We start from the raw sequence: 15,490 nt of genomic DNA, 5'->3' as shown, positions 1-15,490 counted from the left end.
TTTCGAATCGATTTTCGGAGCGGGCTTCATATGAAATCGACATAATCAATATAGAGGTTCATGCTTAGAAATTTCCGTCATATCCTGTCTGCTGGTAGGTAAAGCATTATCGCAATTTAAGAAGTTTTGTCTTTTTTTGCGAACCTATTTACATATAAGGCATATTTTGTAATACTTCTTTATTATAATGTAACTTTAAAAAGGCAGGAGTAGTGAATGTTGTTATGAATTCTAGGTGTGCAACGGAAATTTGTTCTGAGATTCGAATGAAGCGTTGGGAAATGATGGAGTTGGCCAAAATGTATGGACTAAATCATGAGTATACCCTTCGCCAAAGTGAGCAGCTTGATAAACTTATAAATGAGTATTTGATCCTTCAACATCATTCATCAGTGGAAGTGAGAAATAAGCGAGAAGAGATGGTTGTTATTGTGCAGCAACCCTTTAATGACGACATTACCTTTTAGAGGGGATTTGAATGCATGCATGATTTTTTAAAGTAGCAGGCAAGGAGACAAGCAATTTTGTGTGTTTTCTGGTGAAATGAACCTTTGTAAACATATCTGAAAACAATTAATGAAAGACTTATATAAACAAGACAATATATCTTTTGAATTTCCTATGGATTTGGGGTATATATCGAGGGGAGGCCACCAGAAGGTGTCCTTCATGCATCGGGATTGGTTTAGAAGTCTTAATTTTTCTGAATGGGTTACACTGATAAATGAAAAGTAAGAGCTGACTCACTTGATGGAGCCAGCCATGGAAGTTCGGGAATTACAACATTTCCAATAATATGACCATGAACAAAAGGCCGACAATGAAGGAATAGGTAGATGTGCGTTCATTACCATCCCCATGGCTTTCAGGAATCAATTCCTTATAAACGATGAAAAGCATGGCCCCGGCGGCGAAAGCTAGGCCGTATGGAACCAGGAACCCAATGTAAGAGGTTAAATAAAAACCTAGTAAGCCGGTAATTATTTCGATGGTACCGGTTAAGGTTGCTATCAGGAACGCTGTGAGTTTACCGATTTTTTGATTAATTAAAAACAAGGCGACTAGTAAGCCTTCCGGTGCATTTTGCAGGCCGATGGCAAAAGCGATCAAATTACCTGTATCAGCAGTATCAGAGGCGTAACTGACCCCAACAGAAAGACCCTCAGGAATATTATGGAGTGTAATGGCAGTGATGATGAGCAAAGCCTTTTCATCGAACTGAATGCCACTTTTCGTATGGCTGAGATCGATATGAGGAATGTTTTTTTCCATGATCGTTAATGTCATTACCCCGAGAAAAACCCCAATGACTAGCTGCATATACCCTCCGGTGGCCAGAGACTCCGGGATCAGGCTCAATAACGAAGCAGCCATCATAATTCCAGCCGTAAATGCCAGAAGCGTGTCTCTGAATCGATGTGTGATTGAACCTTGAATGAACAAGATTGGTAACGCACCAAACCCTGTAGACATAGCAGATAGGATGCTGCCTAATAAAACTCCACTCATAAATTTCTCCTTTGTATGGTACTTATCGTTACTCATTAGTGAATTTTTGGGTGGAACAATAATTTATTGTATTTAGACATAAAGAAAATGTTCCAGGAAAAAACTATTTTGCAGTCATTCTTCTGTATACCATTTTTTCAATGTCAGATCAGTCGGCAGCAGTATGCTGATGATCCCCAGTAATGGCAGGAAACCCACTAGCTTAATCATGGATTCGATTCCAATTATATCTGCAATGGCTCCCAATGAAACGGATCCAATGGCACCCATTCCAAAGGCTAACCCCACTGTCAAGCCTGCCATCGTTCCGACTTTTCCCGGGACCAATTCCTGTGCGTATATTACAGTGACGGAAAAACTGCTCATTATAATGAATCCCGCCATCAATAATAAAATAAAAGCGGCTGTAGGAGGTACGAATGGTAAAAGTGCGGTTATTGGCATGCTGGCAGCGAAAGAAAAGAAAATGACATTTTTACGCCCGAATCTATCAGCAAGCGGACCTCCAAAAAATGTACCTACAGCACCGGCGGCCAAAAAGGCAAATAGGAAAAATTGTGCGGATTTTATCGTGAATGAATACTGCTCGATCAAATAAAAACTGTAAAAGTTCGTCATGCACGATACATACCAGGAACGGGCAAAGATTATGAATAATATCAATACCAGGGCTTTGGCCACTTTATGGGACCGCTCTTTATTGATTATTTTTGCAGCAAGCTTTTTAGGCTGGAAGTGAACTAATTTTTGGGAATACCACTTAGCAATATACAGCAATAGGATAACGGCCATCAAGGCAACCAGGGCAAACCAGAGTGCACCTTTTTGACCAAAAGGAACAAGTACGATGGCTGTGATGAGTGGGGCAAGTGCCTGCCCGCTATTCCCGCCGACCTGATAAATTGATTGTGCCAGGCCTCTCTTTGGTCCGCCTGCCATATAGGCCACCCTGGAGCCTTCGGGATGGAATATGGCCGACCCTAAGCCCATCAAGATGACTGCACCAAGGATAATGGTATAGTTTGGGGCCATTGAGAGAATGATGACCCCGATTAAAGTACTGGTCAACCCAATGGGCAATGCGTATGGAATTGGCTTTTTATCCGTATAGAACCCAACTGCCGGCTGCAGGAGGGATGAGACGATATTCAGGCAGAATGCAATCATTCCCAGCTGTGTATATGTTAGGGACATTGATTTTTCGAGGATTGGGAACATGGCCGGTACGACGGCCTGAAGAGAATCATTCATTAAATGGCATATGCCAATGATGATCATGATTTTCAGAGTCATATCTTGTTTTTGCGGTTTTGTTTTAATGGCAGCGATACTTCCCATCTGTATATTTCCTTCTTCCTGATTAAGATTTTTACCTATTCCATAAATAGATTCAAGAAGCATGCACGGTATGCATGACACCTTTAAATAAATCGGAATCGTTACTGGCATTGATAAAAAAATGAAACTCTTCAAAGTTTTGCTAAGGGTGGTCTTTTATCAGCGGTAAGCTGATTGTTACGGTTGTACCTTTCAGAGGTGTACTTGAAAACTCTATGGTACCGTTAAAAGATTCGATTATTCGTTTACACACAAATAGCCCTAATCCCGTTCCTTCCTTTTTCGATGTATAGAAGGGATCGAACACTTTACCTATTTCTTTTTCATTCAGTCCCTGCCCGGTGTCGATGATTATGATTTTAGCCCATTCATTTTCATGGTGAATTCGAATCCTTAACTTTTTCCCAACTTCCATGGCCTCGAAACCGTTTTTGGCAATGTTGAGGATGACTTGTTTGAGTTGGTCCTTTGTACAATGAACCAGGATCGGCTCCTTTATGATATTCCATTCCACTTCAATATTGAAGTGACGTGCTTCTGATTCTATTATTGGTCTCAATTCAGCAATGATACTGCGGATATCATATAAGGATAAAGTCTGGGCCATCGGCTTCCCTAAAATCAAAAATTCGCTGACGATACTATTGATCCGTTCAATTTCCTTCATGATGACAGAGTAATAGAACTGATCTTGTTCTTCGGGGTGTTTTTCAACCAATAACTGCACTAGCCCCTTTATGCCGGTAAGTGGGTTTTTTATTTCATGTGCAGTACTGGCAGCCAATGTACCGACAAAATCTATTTTTTGCCTTTCGTTTAGTAACTTTTGGTTTTTGGTATTCCTGCGAACGATCAGCTCCTCCACGATGGTATAAATCATGTGAGTAAAAAAGAAGGTGAAAAAGACAAGCATTAAAAATACATTCATGTTATTTGTGTTAATCTTATCGGGCACTTTGACGGACAGTTTCCAATCGACTTCGGTCAAAGGAACATCCACCCATTTAGAATGTCCAGTAAATTCGTCGGCATTTATATCTAAAATTCGGGTTTTGTCCTTTGTTTCCAATATAAAGGTATGACCAGGGCTGAGAATCTTTAATATATTTTCCATATGATCCAGCCTGATATGTGCCAATAAAAACCCTTGCACTTTTTTATCATGATCCAGAATGGGAGCAAAAATGGAAAAATAATTGTAATCAGGGCTATATAGCTCCTTTGTTCCTACAACAACGGCTTTTTGGGTTTTTACTGCAAGTTCTATATCATTCTGTTCAATTAAATAGTAATGATTGAAATTCTTATTCGTCCCTGAAATGGAGACACCGTCACGATTTAGCCAATAAATTCCGGCATACCTGGAATCTGTATCTTTGATCCATTTCATAAGAAGTTCGGTTTTTTTGTTATCCATATAAAGCACGGAACTGCTAAGGCTAAGCAGCTCAAGGTTTTCCTTCGTTTCTCTGATAACTTGATCTATGTATTCTTGATAAACCGTTCCCGCCCATTCAGCTTGTTCCTGTCTTTCTTTTTGAATGAAACGTTCTAAATGCACCCAATAAATGATTGAGAGAATAATTAATGGTAAAATAACAATAAGTAGATATGTGGTGAATTTATGCCTTGTTTTCATGATTGTCACTACTTTAGCTTTTTTTTCAAGTATATCAAAATGAATGATTAAACAATAGTGCATACTAACAGGGTAGATTGACAAAAAAGTCTTTATGTCATATAATAACTTTTAATTCAAGATATTTTAATTAAAAATTTTTAAGGTTGTGAAGTTATGGAGAATAATAACATCCAACAGTCTTTGAAACTGTTCATTGTGATGTCTAGAGCCCATCGATCCATTAATGATGTGGTAAATAAACATATAGCTGAAGAGGGTTTGAATCCAACTGAGTTTGCCGTACTGGAATTGCTTTATCATAAAGGGGATCAGCCCCTTCAGCAAATAGGCGGAAAAATCCTGCTAGCTAGCGGCAGCATTACCTATGTCGTGGATAAACTTGAACAGAAGGAATATCTACAGCGAATAGCATGTAAAGAGGATCGCCGTGTAACCTTTGCAAAAATAACGGATAAAGGAAAGGCCTTTATTGAAGGAGTATTTCCTGAGCATGAAAAAAGAATCGATGATATCATGAGTGTACTTACGCACGATGAAAAGGCCACCGTTATCGAATTGCTTAAAAAGATTGGGTATTCCGCTCAAAATTAGCTAAAGAACCAGCACCCGGATTTCACTACAGGTGCTGGTTTTTTATATCTGATAAAATCTGAATTTGTTTTGAGGACATAAAGGTTTTTCATAACGCTGTGGCGAATTAAATTATATTACGATAACCGCGATAATGGTGAATGTGTCTTGAAAATGAATTCGATGAATAACGCTACTCAGGTTGAAAAAATGTTTTTAAATCGTGAAAAGGAGCGTACATATGAAATTTAATGAGTATGAATATAAACGTCCTGAAATGGATGAAATTAAAACCCGATTCATGAAAGCTTTGGAAAAGTTTACTGACGCTGCTAATGCTGATGCGCAAATAAGAGCCATGGAAGAAATAAATGAAATCCGAAATTATGTAGGTACGATGTTCAATTTGGTCTACATACGGCATTCCATTGATACCAATGATGATTTTTATAAAGCTGAGAATGATTATTTAGATGACTTCTCCCCTGAAATGGAAGAGTTAACCTCAAAATTTTACAATGAACTCGTTCGCTCGAAATATCGTAAGGAGCTTGAGAAGAAATGGGGAACTCAACTATTTGACCTGGCAGAGGCCCAACTCAAAACTTTTTCGCCCGAAATCATACCACAGCTGCAAAAAGAAAATAAATTATCAAGTGAATATTCACAATTGATTGCCTCAGCAAAAATTCACTTTGATGGAAAAGAATTAACACTTGCGCAGCTCCAGCCTTTTATGGAGTCCTCGGACCGTGAGTTAAGGAAAAATGCAAGTGAGGCATATTACGGTTTCTTTGAAGAAAAGCAGGCGGAATTGGATCGTATATTCGATGACCTTGTCAAGGTGAGGCATGGGATTTCGACAGCGCTAGGTTATGGGAATTTCGTGGAACTTGGGTATTATCGAATGACACGGACTGATTATGATGCTGAAATGGTTGCTGCATTCCGCAAGCAGGTGAAAGAGGAAGTGGTACCGCTTGTCACCCGGCTGAAGGGACGTCAGCGCGAACGTCTTGGATTGGAGAAACTGAACTATTATGATGAGAATTTTCATTTCAGAACGGGTAATGCCATTCCAAAAGGCGATGCTGAGTGGATCATCGAAAATGGGAAAAGGATGTACCAGGAGCTTTCGCCTGAAACTAATCAGTTTTTCAACTATATGATTGATAATGACCTGATGGACCTTGTGGCGAAGAAAGGAAAAGAAAGCGGTGGCTATTGTACTTTTATAGAAGACTATAAAGCTCCATTCATCTTTTCTAATTTCAACGGTACTTCCGGGGATATAGATGTTTTGACGCATGAGGCAGGCCATGCATTCCAAGTGTATCGCAGCCGTGAACTTGACATTCCTGAGTATTATTGGCCTACATATGAAGCATGTGAAATCCATTCGATGAGCATGGAATTTTTAACTTGGCCATGGATGGAGCTGTTTTTCAAGGAAGATACGGAAAAGTATAAGTTTTCCCATTTAAGCGGTGCCCTCATCTTCCTCCCGTATGGGGTAGCTGTTGATGAATTTCAGCATTTTGTCTATGAAAATCCTGATGCCTCCCCCGTTGAAAGAAAGCAGGCTTGGCGTAAGATCGAGATGGAATATTTGCCACATCGCGATTATGAAGGAAATGAATTCTTGGAGAATGGCGGGTATTGGCAGCGGCAAAGCCACATTTATCAATCACCTTTCTATTATATCGACTATACATTGGCCCAGATTTGTGCTTTCCAATTCTGGAAAAGGTCGGCTGAAAAAGATGAAACGGCTTGGGGTGATTATTTGAATCTGTGCCAACTTGGAGGCAGCAAGTCGTTCCTTAATCTTGTTGAATCTGCGAATCTGAAATCCCCATTTGATGACGGTACTGTGCATTCCGTTGTAAAGGTGATAGACGAATGGCTCTCCACTGTAGATGATAAGGCATTATGAAAATATTAGGCTGTATGATACGAACGCTTGGAGATTATTCCAAGCGTTTTTTTAAATCTTTCATACGTTCGGAATGCGGGCATGAAAAGTGCTGATTTAAGCTCCACAGAGAAATGCATCGGGAGTTTCAGACTTCACAAGGAGAGAATGTTAGCCCAGAAAAACAGCCGATGAAAGGAATATTGCTCGGCTTGTCTTAAATATCTCTTCCTTACATATAAATGTAGGGAGGAGGGGAGCGTATGCTGTCAAGGTGGTCAGGGAGTTTTCAGATTGCAGCAGTTTATGTAGGCACAGTCGTCGGTGCAGGATTTGCAACTGGAAAAGAGATTGTCGAGTTTTTTACCCGTTATGGCTTTTATGGCTTTATCGGGATTTTAATAGCAGGTTATATTTTCATTTTTACTGGGACGAAAATCATGCTCATTTCCGCAAGGATAAGAGCATCTTCTTATGAGGAATTCAACCAATTTCTTTTTGGGAGGAAAATAGCGGGAATCATCAACTTCTTTTTCCTTATCATGCTGTTAGGGGTGACGGCTGTCATGATTTCGGGTTCAGGGGCCGTTTTTGAAGAACAACTTGGTGTGCCTAAAAGTATAGGAAGTTGGTCTACGATCATACTGGCATCCTTGGTCCTGATGATGGGCATGCGCGGTGTTTTCACTGTGAACTCTTTTGTTGTACCGATCATGATCTGCTTTAGCTTGATCCTTTTTTTCTCGACTTTGGATAATGGGGATTTCTTTAAGACCCTTACAAAAGTTCCTGATGAAGTGATCACCGTGAAAATGATTTTGTCACCATTTGCCTATACAGCCTTTAACCTTGCTTTGGCACAGGCTGTGCTGGTTCCGGTTGCGTATGAAGTTCGAGATGAGAAGGTCATTAAACATGGTGCAATTCTTGGGGGGATATTCCTGACGATCATTTTATTGACGGGGCATTTTTCGCTTATGACACTTCCTGACGTGAATAGATATGAAATTCCTTCAGCGGTTATTATGAGAACGGCAGCCAGTCAGTTATATTGGATGTTCATTTTGGTGATTTACGGGGAGATATTCACTTCGGTCATCGGAAACATTTATGGATTACAGAGGCAAATCAGCAATTATACTAAATTGCCAAGCATGATGATCATAGCGGTGATTTTTTTAATAGCTTTGATCATCAGTGAATTCGGATATGGAAGGTTACTAGGATATATTTATCCGGTTTTTGGATACATAAGCCTCCTTTTTTTAATACTGGTCTGGAAAAGCAAGGCGGGGAAGGAGTTATGAAGAACGGGGGGCCAGTCCTTAGCCCTCCGTAACAGGGTATAGTGGATGTTCACCTTTTTATCAGCGTCTTAGCCATCTCTAGAAAAGCATCCCGGTAATCTCTATCTTCTTTCGTGAATATAGTTAAGCGGACGGGTGATTTTTCATCCTTGAGCAATATGGAAGTGATCACATCATCGCCGCTTTCCACTTCAAAGCCCGTTCCGTCCTCGACATCAAGTGAAGGATCGCTAATTGTTTCTGAAATGCTTTTCAGCTGGGCTTGAACATTTTTTTCCACCTCATCCCAATTGACATCCGCCTTCAACAATTCGATTCTCATATAAATGGAGTCATCTTTAGTCAGGTACACAATGTCCTTTCCTGGTTCTTCGGCACTTAATCTGAATTGTTGCAAAACATAGAGGCTGAACGGCTGGTTATCACTTTTTTTTAGGAAAGCTGTTTTTTCTTTTGCTTCCCCGTTAATTGTATACTGCAGGTTTTGCTCCATCAGTCTTACTTTGTTATCACTTCGGTTATTGTGATTACCTCCTTGAGAAGTATTGCCTTCGTTCCCCTCTTTTACTGAATCTTCCTGTGGCTCATCTGCATTTTCGTCTGTGGTCGTACCGCAGCCAGACAGAAGAAAAGCTGCGAATGTGACACAGCCAATATAACGTGTCCAACTAGTCATGTGATCCCTCATCTTTCTGATAGAAATTCCAATCTGAATTTGGATATACCTGCATCAAATACAGGTGTTTTGCCCTTTAATGAATTAGACGGTATGAAATGGAAATGGTTACAAAAAGCAGGAGAATCAATTCGGAGGATTGCGATAAAGTGAAAAACGGGATGGTCATCTAGTAACCATCCCGTTTGAGTACATTGAATTATCCTATGATTTTATAATTTTTATGGTTGACGACGGTTTTCTGTTCAAGTTCCAAATCACGATAATTTTCCATATACGTGACGTCCACGATTACTGAGTTCTCGTTCACTTTCTCGACGATTCCTTTTAAGCCTTCTCTAAATTCAATGATATTTCCAACTTCCGCTTTCTTCATGGTAATCATCCTTTCCCATTTTGTTTCCAATGATCAAAAAGTAACTATGGAGTAATTGGATTATTCGAACATCTTGCAGTTTAGATTTTGACGTGGGAAGTGCTAGTAAGAGAAAAAGTTATCTCTTATGTCGGTACAGTAAGCTAAACTTTTAAAGGAAGGTACGATTTCTTGTAATGGAGCAGATATAATGATGTGGCATAATTTGGTATATCTTGTGAACGCAGTTATGCGTACCAGTATGTAATTCTATGTACAAAAAATGCCAATCATTTTACATTATGATATTTTACTATACAGTTTGCACTATTTTAAAGCATTCGTAAAGAATTATGTAGCAGTGGGCCTCAAAAAGTTCTGAATTATATTAAGTGGCAAGCTTATGTTAAAATAAAAACGGAATTTCTCCTGTAGAAATGATAGAACATTTGATAATTAAGGAGGACAATCTTATGAATGCAGAAGAAGCAAAAGATGTACTCGATAAACTGGCAAATCGGGAAATGGATGAATTCAGGATAACAAAAGAAGAATTTTTACCTTTTCGTGAGGTTCTTGTTAAAAGGGAAGACTTTAAACATTTTCGGGGGAATGCTCAACATAACGGTATGATAATTTATACGTATTTAGAAGAAGCGAGAAGTTAATGAATATTTTGGGGGGTGGCTCATGATTGAGCCACCCTAAATTATTCATTATGGAAAAATCAATTGTTTCCTTAATTTATTTAAAGCGGACCTTCTCCATGATTTGACGGCTGCGATAGTAACTTGATATTCTTCAGCAATTTCAGTCACCGTTTTATTCTCCAAGTACGTCTGTAAAAGCCAGCGTTGCTGATTCAGTGTCAATCCATCCGTGTAGGTTAAGATATTATCGATGGCAAAAGCCTCATCGTGTATTGAATATGGATCCTTAATCTCTAGTATGAAGGAATCAAATGGTTCGGTGTGGGCTTCATATTTATGGTGATGCTTTAATTCGTTCAGAATTTTGCCTTTGATTACCGTAAAGGCATAGTTGGAGAACTGACCGCATTCCTCATCGAATTTCCCATATGACTCCCATAAAGCAATCAATCCTACTTGAAAATATTCTTCCTTATTTTTATAGATGGAAAGGGAGCGGATTTCTGAAATCAAGCTGGAACTTTTTTAAATAAAAAACTGCAGGCAAACTGATCCTCTTTTAAGCCCCTTATACGTTCTTAATTGTGATTCCCGAAGCGGGCATACTATTAACCATTGTATTTGTTAACTTTGCGATTTTCGGAATCCAGCATCCTGTGCGTCTTGTTCGGTACAAAACATTTCTTCCGGTTTGGTTATTTCGTAATATTGGCCCGAAGGAATGTGATATATTTTGTTGCCTTTAGAGTTTATATTCCCTTTAATTTGCGGGTTACTGCAAGATGCAGTTGGCTTTTCCACTGAAGCTTCTACGGACTTCGAATCATCAAACCCCTTTGAAGTTGCATAGTTTTCAATTGACCAAATACCGATTTCGTCTTTTTGGGCTTGTTTCTGAATTTTTTCCAATTCATCTAGATATTTCGTGTTTGGTGCATAAACATAGGCTACCCTGGCCAGGCCTTTTTCAAGCAGGAGTTTATTCACCATTTTACCGTCAACATAAAAATAGGCCAGCAACCGGCCATATTTATCTCTTTCACCTATGCCGGTTTCTACTTCCACTTCAGAACCCGCTGGCATTAGTTCCTTGGTGAATTTGCTTGCTTCAGGCCCAAAAGGCTGAACGGGCTTGGATGGGTGTACGGTTTCTGGAGTATCTACCAAAAGGAGCCTGACCGTTTCTTCATTTCCATTAGCCATTTTGATTTTTACTGTATCTCCGTCAACAACTTTAATGATCTCGGCTGTGAATGTCTTGCCTTTTTCTTCATTTGAAGAACTCGCACTGGATCGGATGTCTTCGTTGGAAATTGAATCTTCCTGTTTGGATTGCTTAATTAGGTTATCTGATGCAGCCTGGCAGCCAGACAACGTGATCAGGCAAAGTGCAGTCAGGAGAAAAACATTCAGATAAGAATGTAAAAAGGAATTTCCGTTCATGATAAGTCCCTCCATTTATTTAGGTTTTTCCACGTCCGTCGTGGATATATTCGGCAGGAATAATACTAACCTATAAAAAAGGGAAAGAAAATGAAAATCATTGAAATTTTTACATGCATCGCTACCTCATCTCATGATAGTTTCTTATAATGATATGGTGGAGTAAGGGAGGCAGGCGTGTAAAAATGATATTTAGGCTTGAAAATATTAGGTATAAAGGGATTTTGAAAATTGATGATTTGAGAATATCCGCTTGTATGGTTACTTGTTTGATCGGGGAAAGCGGTGCAGGGAAAACCTCACTGCTCCGATTATTGAACAGGATGGATGACCCGGATAGCGGTTCGATCTATTATCAGGATCGGTTGCTGGATGAATTCAACCCGATAGAGCTCCGGCGTAAAGTCACAATGCTTTCCCAGTCACCGTTCACTTTACCGGGTACGATTGAAGAAAACCTGCAGATTGGCCTGGAATTGAGCGAACGAGAAAAAAAGGATAAAGCCGAATTAGTTAAAGCACTAGAAACCGTCCAGTTGCTGAAGTCTTTAGACGAGGGGGCGGAGAATCTTTCTGGCGGGGAGAAACAGAGGCTGGCACTGGCAAGGTTACTTTTATTGAAACCCGAGGTGTATTTGCTGGATGAGCCGACTTCAGCTCTTGATGAAGAAGCCGAGCTGAAGGTCATGAGCCGTTTTTTAGAAGAAGTGAAGCGGGAAAAAGGAACGGTCATCATGATAACCCATTCAAAACAGCTTGCGGAAATATGTGCTGAAAAGAGGATCGTTCTGAAAAAGGCGAAGGAGGGTGACTATTAATGGAGGCGAATGGGATAATAGATATTGAGTTCTGGCGTCTTTGTGCGGCTTACGTATTTGTAGTGATTCTGCTCATAATCGTGAAATGGCGGGGGATTTCACGGGAAAAGCAAATCATGCTCGCTACGTTACGGATGACGGTCCAACTCATTCTTGCCGGATATGTTTTGACATATATCTTTGAAAATCCCCACCCTTTACTTTCTTTAGGGTTTTTATGTGCGATGGCTCTGTTTTCCATTCATAATATTTTTAAGCAAGTGCCAAATACAATTAATAAGAAAATCAAAAGGATGGTTATCCTAAGTATGTTGTCAGGACCCATGGCGGCCTTGTTTTATTTTAATGTGGTCGTGATCCATTTCACGCCATGGTATGAGCCGAGGTATTTCATTCCAATTGCAGGGATGATTGTGGGGAATGCCATGACTGGAGTGACATTGGCGCTTAAAAACCTCCATGATGGGATTAGCAGTAATCGTGAAAAGGTGGAAGCGATGTTGATGCTTGGGGCGACTCCAGCGAGGGCTGTGAAGAAATATGTGGATGCTGCATTCGACTCCGCAGTGCTCCCGACTTTGAACAATATGCTCGGGATGGGGATTATCTTCCTTCCAGGAATGATGACGGGGCAAATCCTGTCTGGGATAAGTCCGCTCATCGCCATTGAATACCAGATTGCAATATTAATCGGGATTCTCGGAAGTGTTTCATTAACGGTGGTCCTTTTCATTATGCTGAGTTTCAGGGCTTTTTTCACTAAAAATGCACAGTTGTCCATTTAAACTTTGAAGAATCTGAAAAGTAATAGTTGCAGTTCCATCTATATTTTTGTACTATTTTGTAGGTACCAATAGTTTTGGTTTGTTTGTTGGGAATGATAATGCTATTCTGATAAGGAAAAGGGCATTTCTTTTTTTCATTTCTTTCCTGAGTGGATGTAGAAATTCCCTTACATAACCTATTTTTGTTAATTTATCTTAAAGGAGATTGATTTATATGGTAGAAAAAACATTTACAGTAACTGCAGAAACAGGAATTCACGCTCGTCCGGCTACATTGCTTGTACAAGCTGCAGGAAAATTCGATTCAGAAATAAACCTTTCTTATAAAGAGAAAAAAGTGAACCTTAAGTCCATTATGGGTGTAATGTCACTGGGTATTGGCCAAGGTGCGGAAATTACGATTTCTGCTGAAGGAAGCGATGAAAACGATGCACTAAATACACTTGCTGAAACGTTGAACAGAGAAGGATTAGCAGAATAATGTCCACTTTGATTAGTGGAATAGCAGCTTCAAACGGAATAGCCATCGCTAAAGCCTATCGACTGACAGAGCCAGATTTATCGATTGAAAAAAGAAGCATAGAAGATGTCGGGGCGGAAATATCCCGTTTTAAGGAAGCTATTCAAAAGTCAACAAATGAATTGGAGATAATCAGGGATAAAGCCGAAAAAGATTTAGGGGCCGATAAAGCCGCTATCTTTGACGCACACCTGCTTGTTTTGGCTGATCCGGAACTTATAACTCCCATTCAGGATAGAATACAATCAGAGAGCGTCAACGCTGAGTTTTCCTTAAATGAAACCGCAAGCATGTTCATTACGATGTTTGAACAAATGGATAATGAATACATGAAGGAACGGGCAGCGGATATCCGTGACGTCACGAAACGGGTACTGTCGCATCTTTTAGGTGTTCATATTCCAAATCCAAGCATGATTGCTGAAGAAGTGATCATCATTGCGGAGGATTTGACTCCATCCGATACAGCACAGTTGAATCCGGCATACGTCAAAGGATTTACGACCGATATCGGTGGACGTACATCCCATTCAGCCATAATGGCACGTTCATTGGAAATTCCAGCAGTCGTTGGAGCAAAATCAGTGACCTCGTCCATTGAAAATGGTGACTTGGTCATTATTGATGGGCTAAAGGGTGAAGTGCACATAAATCCTACTCCGGAACTCGTGAAACGCTACGAAGAGGAGCAGGAAGCCTATGCCATGCAAAAGGCTGAGTGGGCTAAACTGGTTCATGAACAAACTGTTACAAATGATGGCCATCATGTGGAATTGGCTGCAAATATCGGTACTCCGAAAGATCTGAATGGCGTTCATCAAAATGGCGGTGAAGGCATCGGGTTATATCGTACGGAATTTCTTTATATGGGCAGAAATGACTTTCCAAGTGAAGAAGAGCAGTTCGAGGCATACAAAGCGGTGCTGGAAGGTATGTCAGGTAAGCCTGTAGTCGTCAGAACGCTTGACATAGGCGGAGACAAGGAGTTGCCTTATTTAGAGCTTCCTAAGGAAATGAATCCTTTCCTTGGATACCGTGCGATTCGCCTTTGCTTAAATGAGCAGGAGATTTTCCGGACTCAGCTCCGTGCCCTGCTTCGTGCGAGCATTTATGGGGATTTGAAAATCATGTTCCCGATGATCGCCACACTAGCTGAATTCCGCGAGGCTAAAGCCGTCTTGGCTGAAGTTAGGCAGGAATTGCTTGATAATGGCATTCAAGTTGCCGAAAAAATTGAAGTCGGAATTATGGTTGAAATCCCTTCAACTGCAGTGATGGCTGATATATTTGCTAAGGAAGTCGATTTCTTCAGCATAGGCACTAACGACTTGATTCAGTATACGATGGCCGCTGATCGAATGAATGAGAGAGTATCTTATTTATATCAACCATATAACCCAGCGATTTTACGCCTGGTTAAAATGGTCATAGATGCAGCTCATAAAGAAGGGAAATGGGCCGGGATGTGCGGGGAAATGGCTGGAGATGAAATTGCCATACCGATTTTGATCGGATTGGGTCTTGATGAATTCTCAATGAGTGCCACTTCGATTTTAAAAGCACGTTCTTTAATTAGCCAACTTTCGCTTGAAGAGATGAAAAAACTATCTCAGGAAGTTTTAGGGTTGGATACGAATGATAATGTGAAAGAAGCGGTAATTAACGCTTTGAAGAAATAAAAAAATGAGGAAAAATGGCACCCCATCCACAGAATCTTCGGATGGGGTGCTTTCCTGTAATTTTTGCTTGAACATTTAAGAAAAAAATGTTTATTGCACCAAAATGGGGGTAAATAAAAAGCAAGCACAGTTGTTTAGCTCTATTAGGGCAGCTGACATTCTCATTTCCCCCTTTGACGCCGGTTGGGTTATCCAACCGGCAATTTTTTTGTGACCGCTGGATATAAAAAATCACAATAATGATTATTCAGATTTTTCACTTTTCGAATATGGCGATATAATG

General features: G+C 40.1%; 16 protein-coding genes. 9 read left to right on the top strand and 7 right to left on the bottom strand.

Annotation, left to right across the window (positions count from 1 at the left end; translation table 11 throughout):
• The first annotated feature begins 224 nt into the window (after window positions 1-224).
• Window positions 225-467, top strand: coding sequence for an aspartyl-phosphate phosphatase Spo0E family protein (locus tag J7J00_RS10960; RefSeq protein WP_214790553.1), 243 nt, complete (start codon window positions 225-227; stop codon window positions 465-467).
• A gap of 310 nt (window positions 468-777) precedes the next feature.
• Here J7J00_RS10960 and J7J00_RS10955 read toward each other — a convergent pair whose 3' ends face one another.
• The 3 genes from J7J00_RS10955 to J7J00_RS10945 form a co-directional block, all read right to left on the bottom strand.
• Complete coding sequence (locus J7J00_RS10955; RefSeq protein ID WP_214790551.1) at window positions 778-1,509, bottom strand: ZIP family metal transporter; 732 nt, start codon at window positions 1,507-1,509, stop codon at window positions 778-780.
• Window positions 1,510-1,623: 114 nt separating this feature from the next.
• The gene (locus J7J00_RS10950; RefSeq protein WP_214790549.1) at window positions 1,624-2,847 is read right to left on the bottom strand and encodes an MFS transporter; all 1,224 of its coding nucleotides are present in this window, start codon (window positions 2,845-2,847) and stop codon (window positions 1,624-1,626) included.
• 142 nt (window positions 2,848-2,989) lie between these two features.
• Window positions 2,990-4,486 carry a sensor histidine kinase gene (locus J7J00_RS10945; RefSeq protein ID WP_214790547.1) on the bottom strand — a complete coding sequence of 499 codons (1,497 nt, stop codon included), beginning with the start codon at window positions 4,484-4,486 and terminating at the stop codon, window positions 2,990-2,992.
• 156 nt (window positions 4,487-4,642) lie between these two features.
• On the opposite strand from J7J00_RS10945, the gene J7J00_RS10940 reads away from it, so the two are divergent.
• The 3 genes from J7J00_RS10940 (at window position 4,643) to J7J00_RS10930 (ending at window position 8,281) form a co-directional block, all read left to right on the top strand.
• On the top strand, window positions 4,643-5,080 hold the full coding sequence (locus J7J00_RS10940) for a MarR family winged helix-turn-helix transcriptional regulator (RefSeq protein WP_076366852.1): 438 nt from the start codon (window positions 4,643-4,645) through the stop codon (window positions 5,078-5,080).
• Between the two features lie 220 nt (window positions 5,081-5,300).
• Complete coding sequence (locus tag J7J00_RS10935; protein ID WP_214790545.1) at window positions 5,301-6,995, top strand: M3 family oligoendopeptidase; 1,695 nt, start codon at window positions 5,301-5,303, stop codon at window positions 6,993-6,995.
• A 242-nt stretch (window positions 6,996-7,237) separates the two neighbouring features.
• Complete coding sequence (locus J7J00_RS10930; RefSeq protein WP_214790543.1) at window positions 7,238-8,281, top strand: YkvI family membrane protein; 1,044 nt, start codon at window positions 7,238-7,240, stop codon at window positions 8,279-8,281.
• A gap of 49 nt (window positions 8,282-8,330) precedes the next feature.
• Here the strand turns inward: J7J00_RS10930 and J7J00_RS10925 are convergent, their stop codons facing one another.
• Together J7J00_RS10925 and J7J00_RS10920 are read right to left on the bottom strand one after the other, a co-directional pair.
• A complete protein-coding gene (locus J7J00_RS10925) occupies window positions 8,331-8,957 on the bottom strand; it encodes a hypothetical protein (protein WP_214790541.1) in 627 nt (208 codons plus the stop codon).
• Window positions 8,958-9,156: 199 nt separating this feature from the next.
• Entirely contained in the window at window positions 9,157-9,333 is a 177-nt protein-coding gene (locus J7J00_RS10920) for a YkvS family protein (RefSeq protein ID WP_064505160.1), read from the bottom strand.
• Window positions 9,334-9,785: 452 nt separating this feature from the next.
• Between J7J00_RS10920 and J7J00_RS10915 the strand changes: the two genes are divergently transcribed.
• The gene (locus J7J00_RS10915; protein ID WP_214790539.1) at window positions 9,786-9,980 is read left to right on the top strand and encodes a hypothetical protein; all 195 of its coding nucleotides are present in this window, start codon (window positions 9,786-9,788) and stop codon (window positions 9,978-9,980) included.
• A 48-nt stretch (window positions 9,981-10,028) separates the two neighbouring features.
• Here the strand turns inward: J7J00_RS10915 and J7J00_RS10910 are convergent, their stop codons facing one another.
• On the bottom strand, window positions 10,029-10,475 hold the full coding sequence (locus J7J00_RS10910) for a sigma-70 family RNA polymerase sigma factor (protein WP_214790537.1): 447 nt from the start codon (window positions 10,473-10,475) through the stop codon (window positions 10,029-10,031).
• A gap of 111 nt (window positions 10,476-10,586) precedes the next feature.
• Window positions 10,587-11,405, bottom strand: coding sequence for a thermonuclease family protein (locus J7J00_RS10905; RefSeq protein WP_214790535.1), 819 nt, complete (start codon window positions 11,403-11,405; stop codon window positions 10,587-10,589).
• 188 nt (window positions 11,406-11,593) lie between these two features.
• Between J7J00_RS10905 and J7J00_RS10900 the strand changes: the two genes are divergently transcribed.
• The 4 genes from J7J00_RS10900 (at window position 11,594) to ptsP (ending at window position 15,207) form a co-directional block, all read left to right on the top strand.
• Entirely contained in the window at window positions 11,594-12,223 is a 630-nt protein-coding gene (locus J7J00_RS10900; RefSeq protein WP_214790792.1) for an ABC transporter ATP-binding protein, read from the top strand.
• Window positions 12,223-13,008 (top strand): ABC transporter permease, encoded by a 786-nt coding sequence (locus J7J00_RS10895; RefSeq protein WP_214790533.1) that lies wholly within the window; start codon window positions 12,223-12,225, stop codon window positions 13,006-13,008. Before J7J00_RS10900 ends, J7J00_RS10895 begins: the two co-directional genes overlap by 1 nt.
• A gap of 214 nt (window positions 13,009-13,222) precedes the next feature.
• Entirely contained in the window at window positions 13,223-13,489 is a 267-nt protein-coding gene (locus tag J7J00_RS10890; protein ID WP_076366836.1) for a phosphocarrier protein HPr, read from the top strand.
• Window positions 13,489-15,207: a phosphoenolpyruvate--protein phosphotransferase gene (ptsP, locus tag J7J00_RS10885; RefSeq protein WP_214790531.1), complete on the top strand. Its 1,719-nt coding sequence runs from the start codon at window positions 13,489-13,491 to the stop codon at window positions 15,205-15,207. Before J7J00_RS10890 ends, ptsP begins: the two co-directional genes overlap by 1 nt.
• Window positions 15,208-15,490: the final 283 nt, after the last annotated feature.

It is taken from the genome of Bacillus sp. ISL-4 (assembly GCF_018613275.1).
Lineage (GTDB): Bacteria > Bacillota > Bacilli > Bacillales > DSM-1321 > Peribacillus > Peribacillus simplex_E.
Note: the sequence above shows the minus strand (reverse complement) of the source record. Positions and strands in the feature narration are given on the sequence as shown.

What these genes read in the sequence shown, in the direction of transcription:
- J7J00_RS10960 (WP_214790553.1), top strand. Translation starts at nt 225, where the DNA reads ATGAATTCTAGGTGTGCAACGGAAATTTGTTCTGAGATTCGAATGAAG.
- J7J00_RS10955 (WP_214790551.1), bottom strand. Translation starts at nt 1,509, where the DNA reads ATGAGTGGAGTTTTATTAGGCAGCATCCTATCTGCTATGTCTACAGGG.
- J7J00_RS10950 (WP_214790549.1), bottom strand. Translation starts at nt 2,847, where the DNA reads ATGGGAAGTATCGCTGCCATTAAAACAAAACCGCAAAAACAAGATATG.
- J7J00_RS10945 (WP_214790547.1), bottom strand. Translation starts at nt 4,486, where the DNA reads ATGAAAACAAGGCATAAATTCACCACATATCTACTTATTGTTATTTTA.
- J7J00_RS10940 (WP_076366852.1), top strand. Translation starts at nt 4,643, where the DNA reads ATGGAGAATAATAACATCCAACAGTCTTTGAAACTGTTCATTGTGATG.
- J7J00_RS10935 (WP_214790545.1), top strand. Translation starts at nt 5,301, where the DNA reads ATGAAATTTAATGAGTATGAATATAAACGTCCTGAAATGGATGAAATT.
- J7J00_RS10930 (WP_214790543.1), top strand. Translation starts at nt 7,238, where the DNA reads ATGCTGTCAAGGTGGTCAGGGAGTTTTCAGATTGCAGCAGTTTATGTA.
- J7J00_RS10925 (WP_214790541.1), bottom strand. Translation starts at nt 8,957, where the DNA reads ATGACTAGTTGGACACGTTATATTGGCTGTGTCACATTCGCAGCTTTT.
- J7J00_RS10920 (WP_064505160.1), bottom strand. Translation starts at nt 9,333, where the DNA reads ATGAAGAAAGCGGAAGTTGGAAATATCATTGAATTTAGAGAAGGCTTA.
- J7J00_RS10915 (WP_214790539.1), top strand. Translation starts at nt 9,786, where the DNA reads ATGAATGCAGAAGAAGCAAAAGATGTACTCGATAAACTGGCAAATCGG.
- J7J00_RS10905 (WP_214790535.1), bottom strand. Translation starts at nt 11,405, where the DNA reads ATGAACGGAAATTCCTTTTTACATTCTTATCTGAATGTTTTTCTCCTG.
- J7J00_RS10895 (WP_214790533.1), top strand. Translation starts at nt 12,223, where the DNA reads ATGGAGGCGAATGGGATAATAGATATTGAGTTCTGGCGTCTTTGTGCG.
- J7J00_RS10890 (WP_076366836.1), top strand. Translation starts at nt 13,223, where the DNA reads ATGGTAGAAAAAACATTTACAGTAACTGCAGAAACAGGAATTCACGCT.
- ptsP (WP_214790531.1), top strand. Translation starts at nt 13,489, where the DNA reads ATGTCCACTTTGATTAGTGGAATAGCAGCTTCAAACGGAATAGCCATC.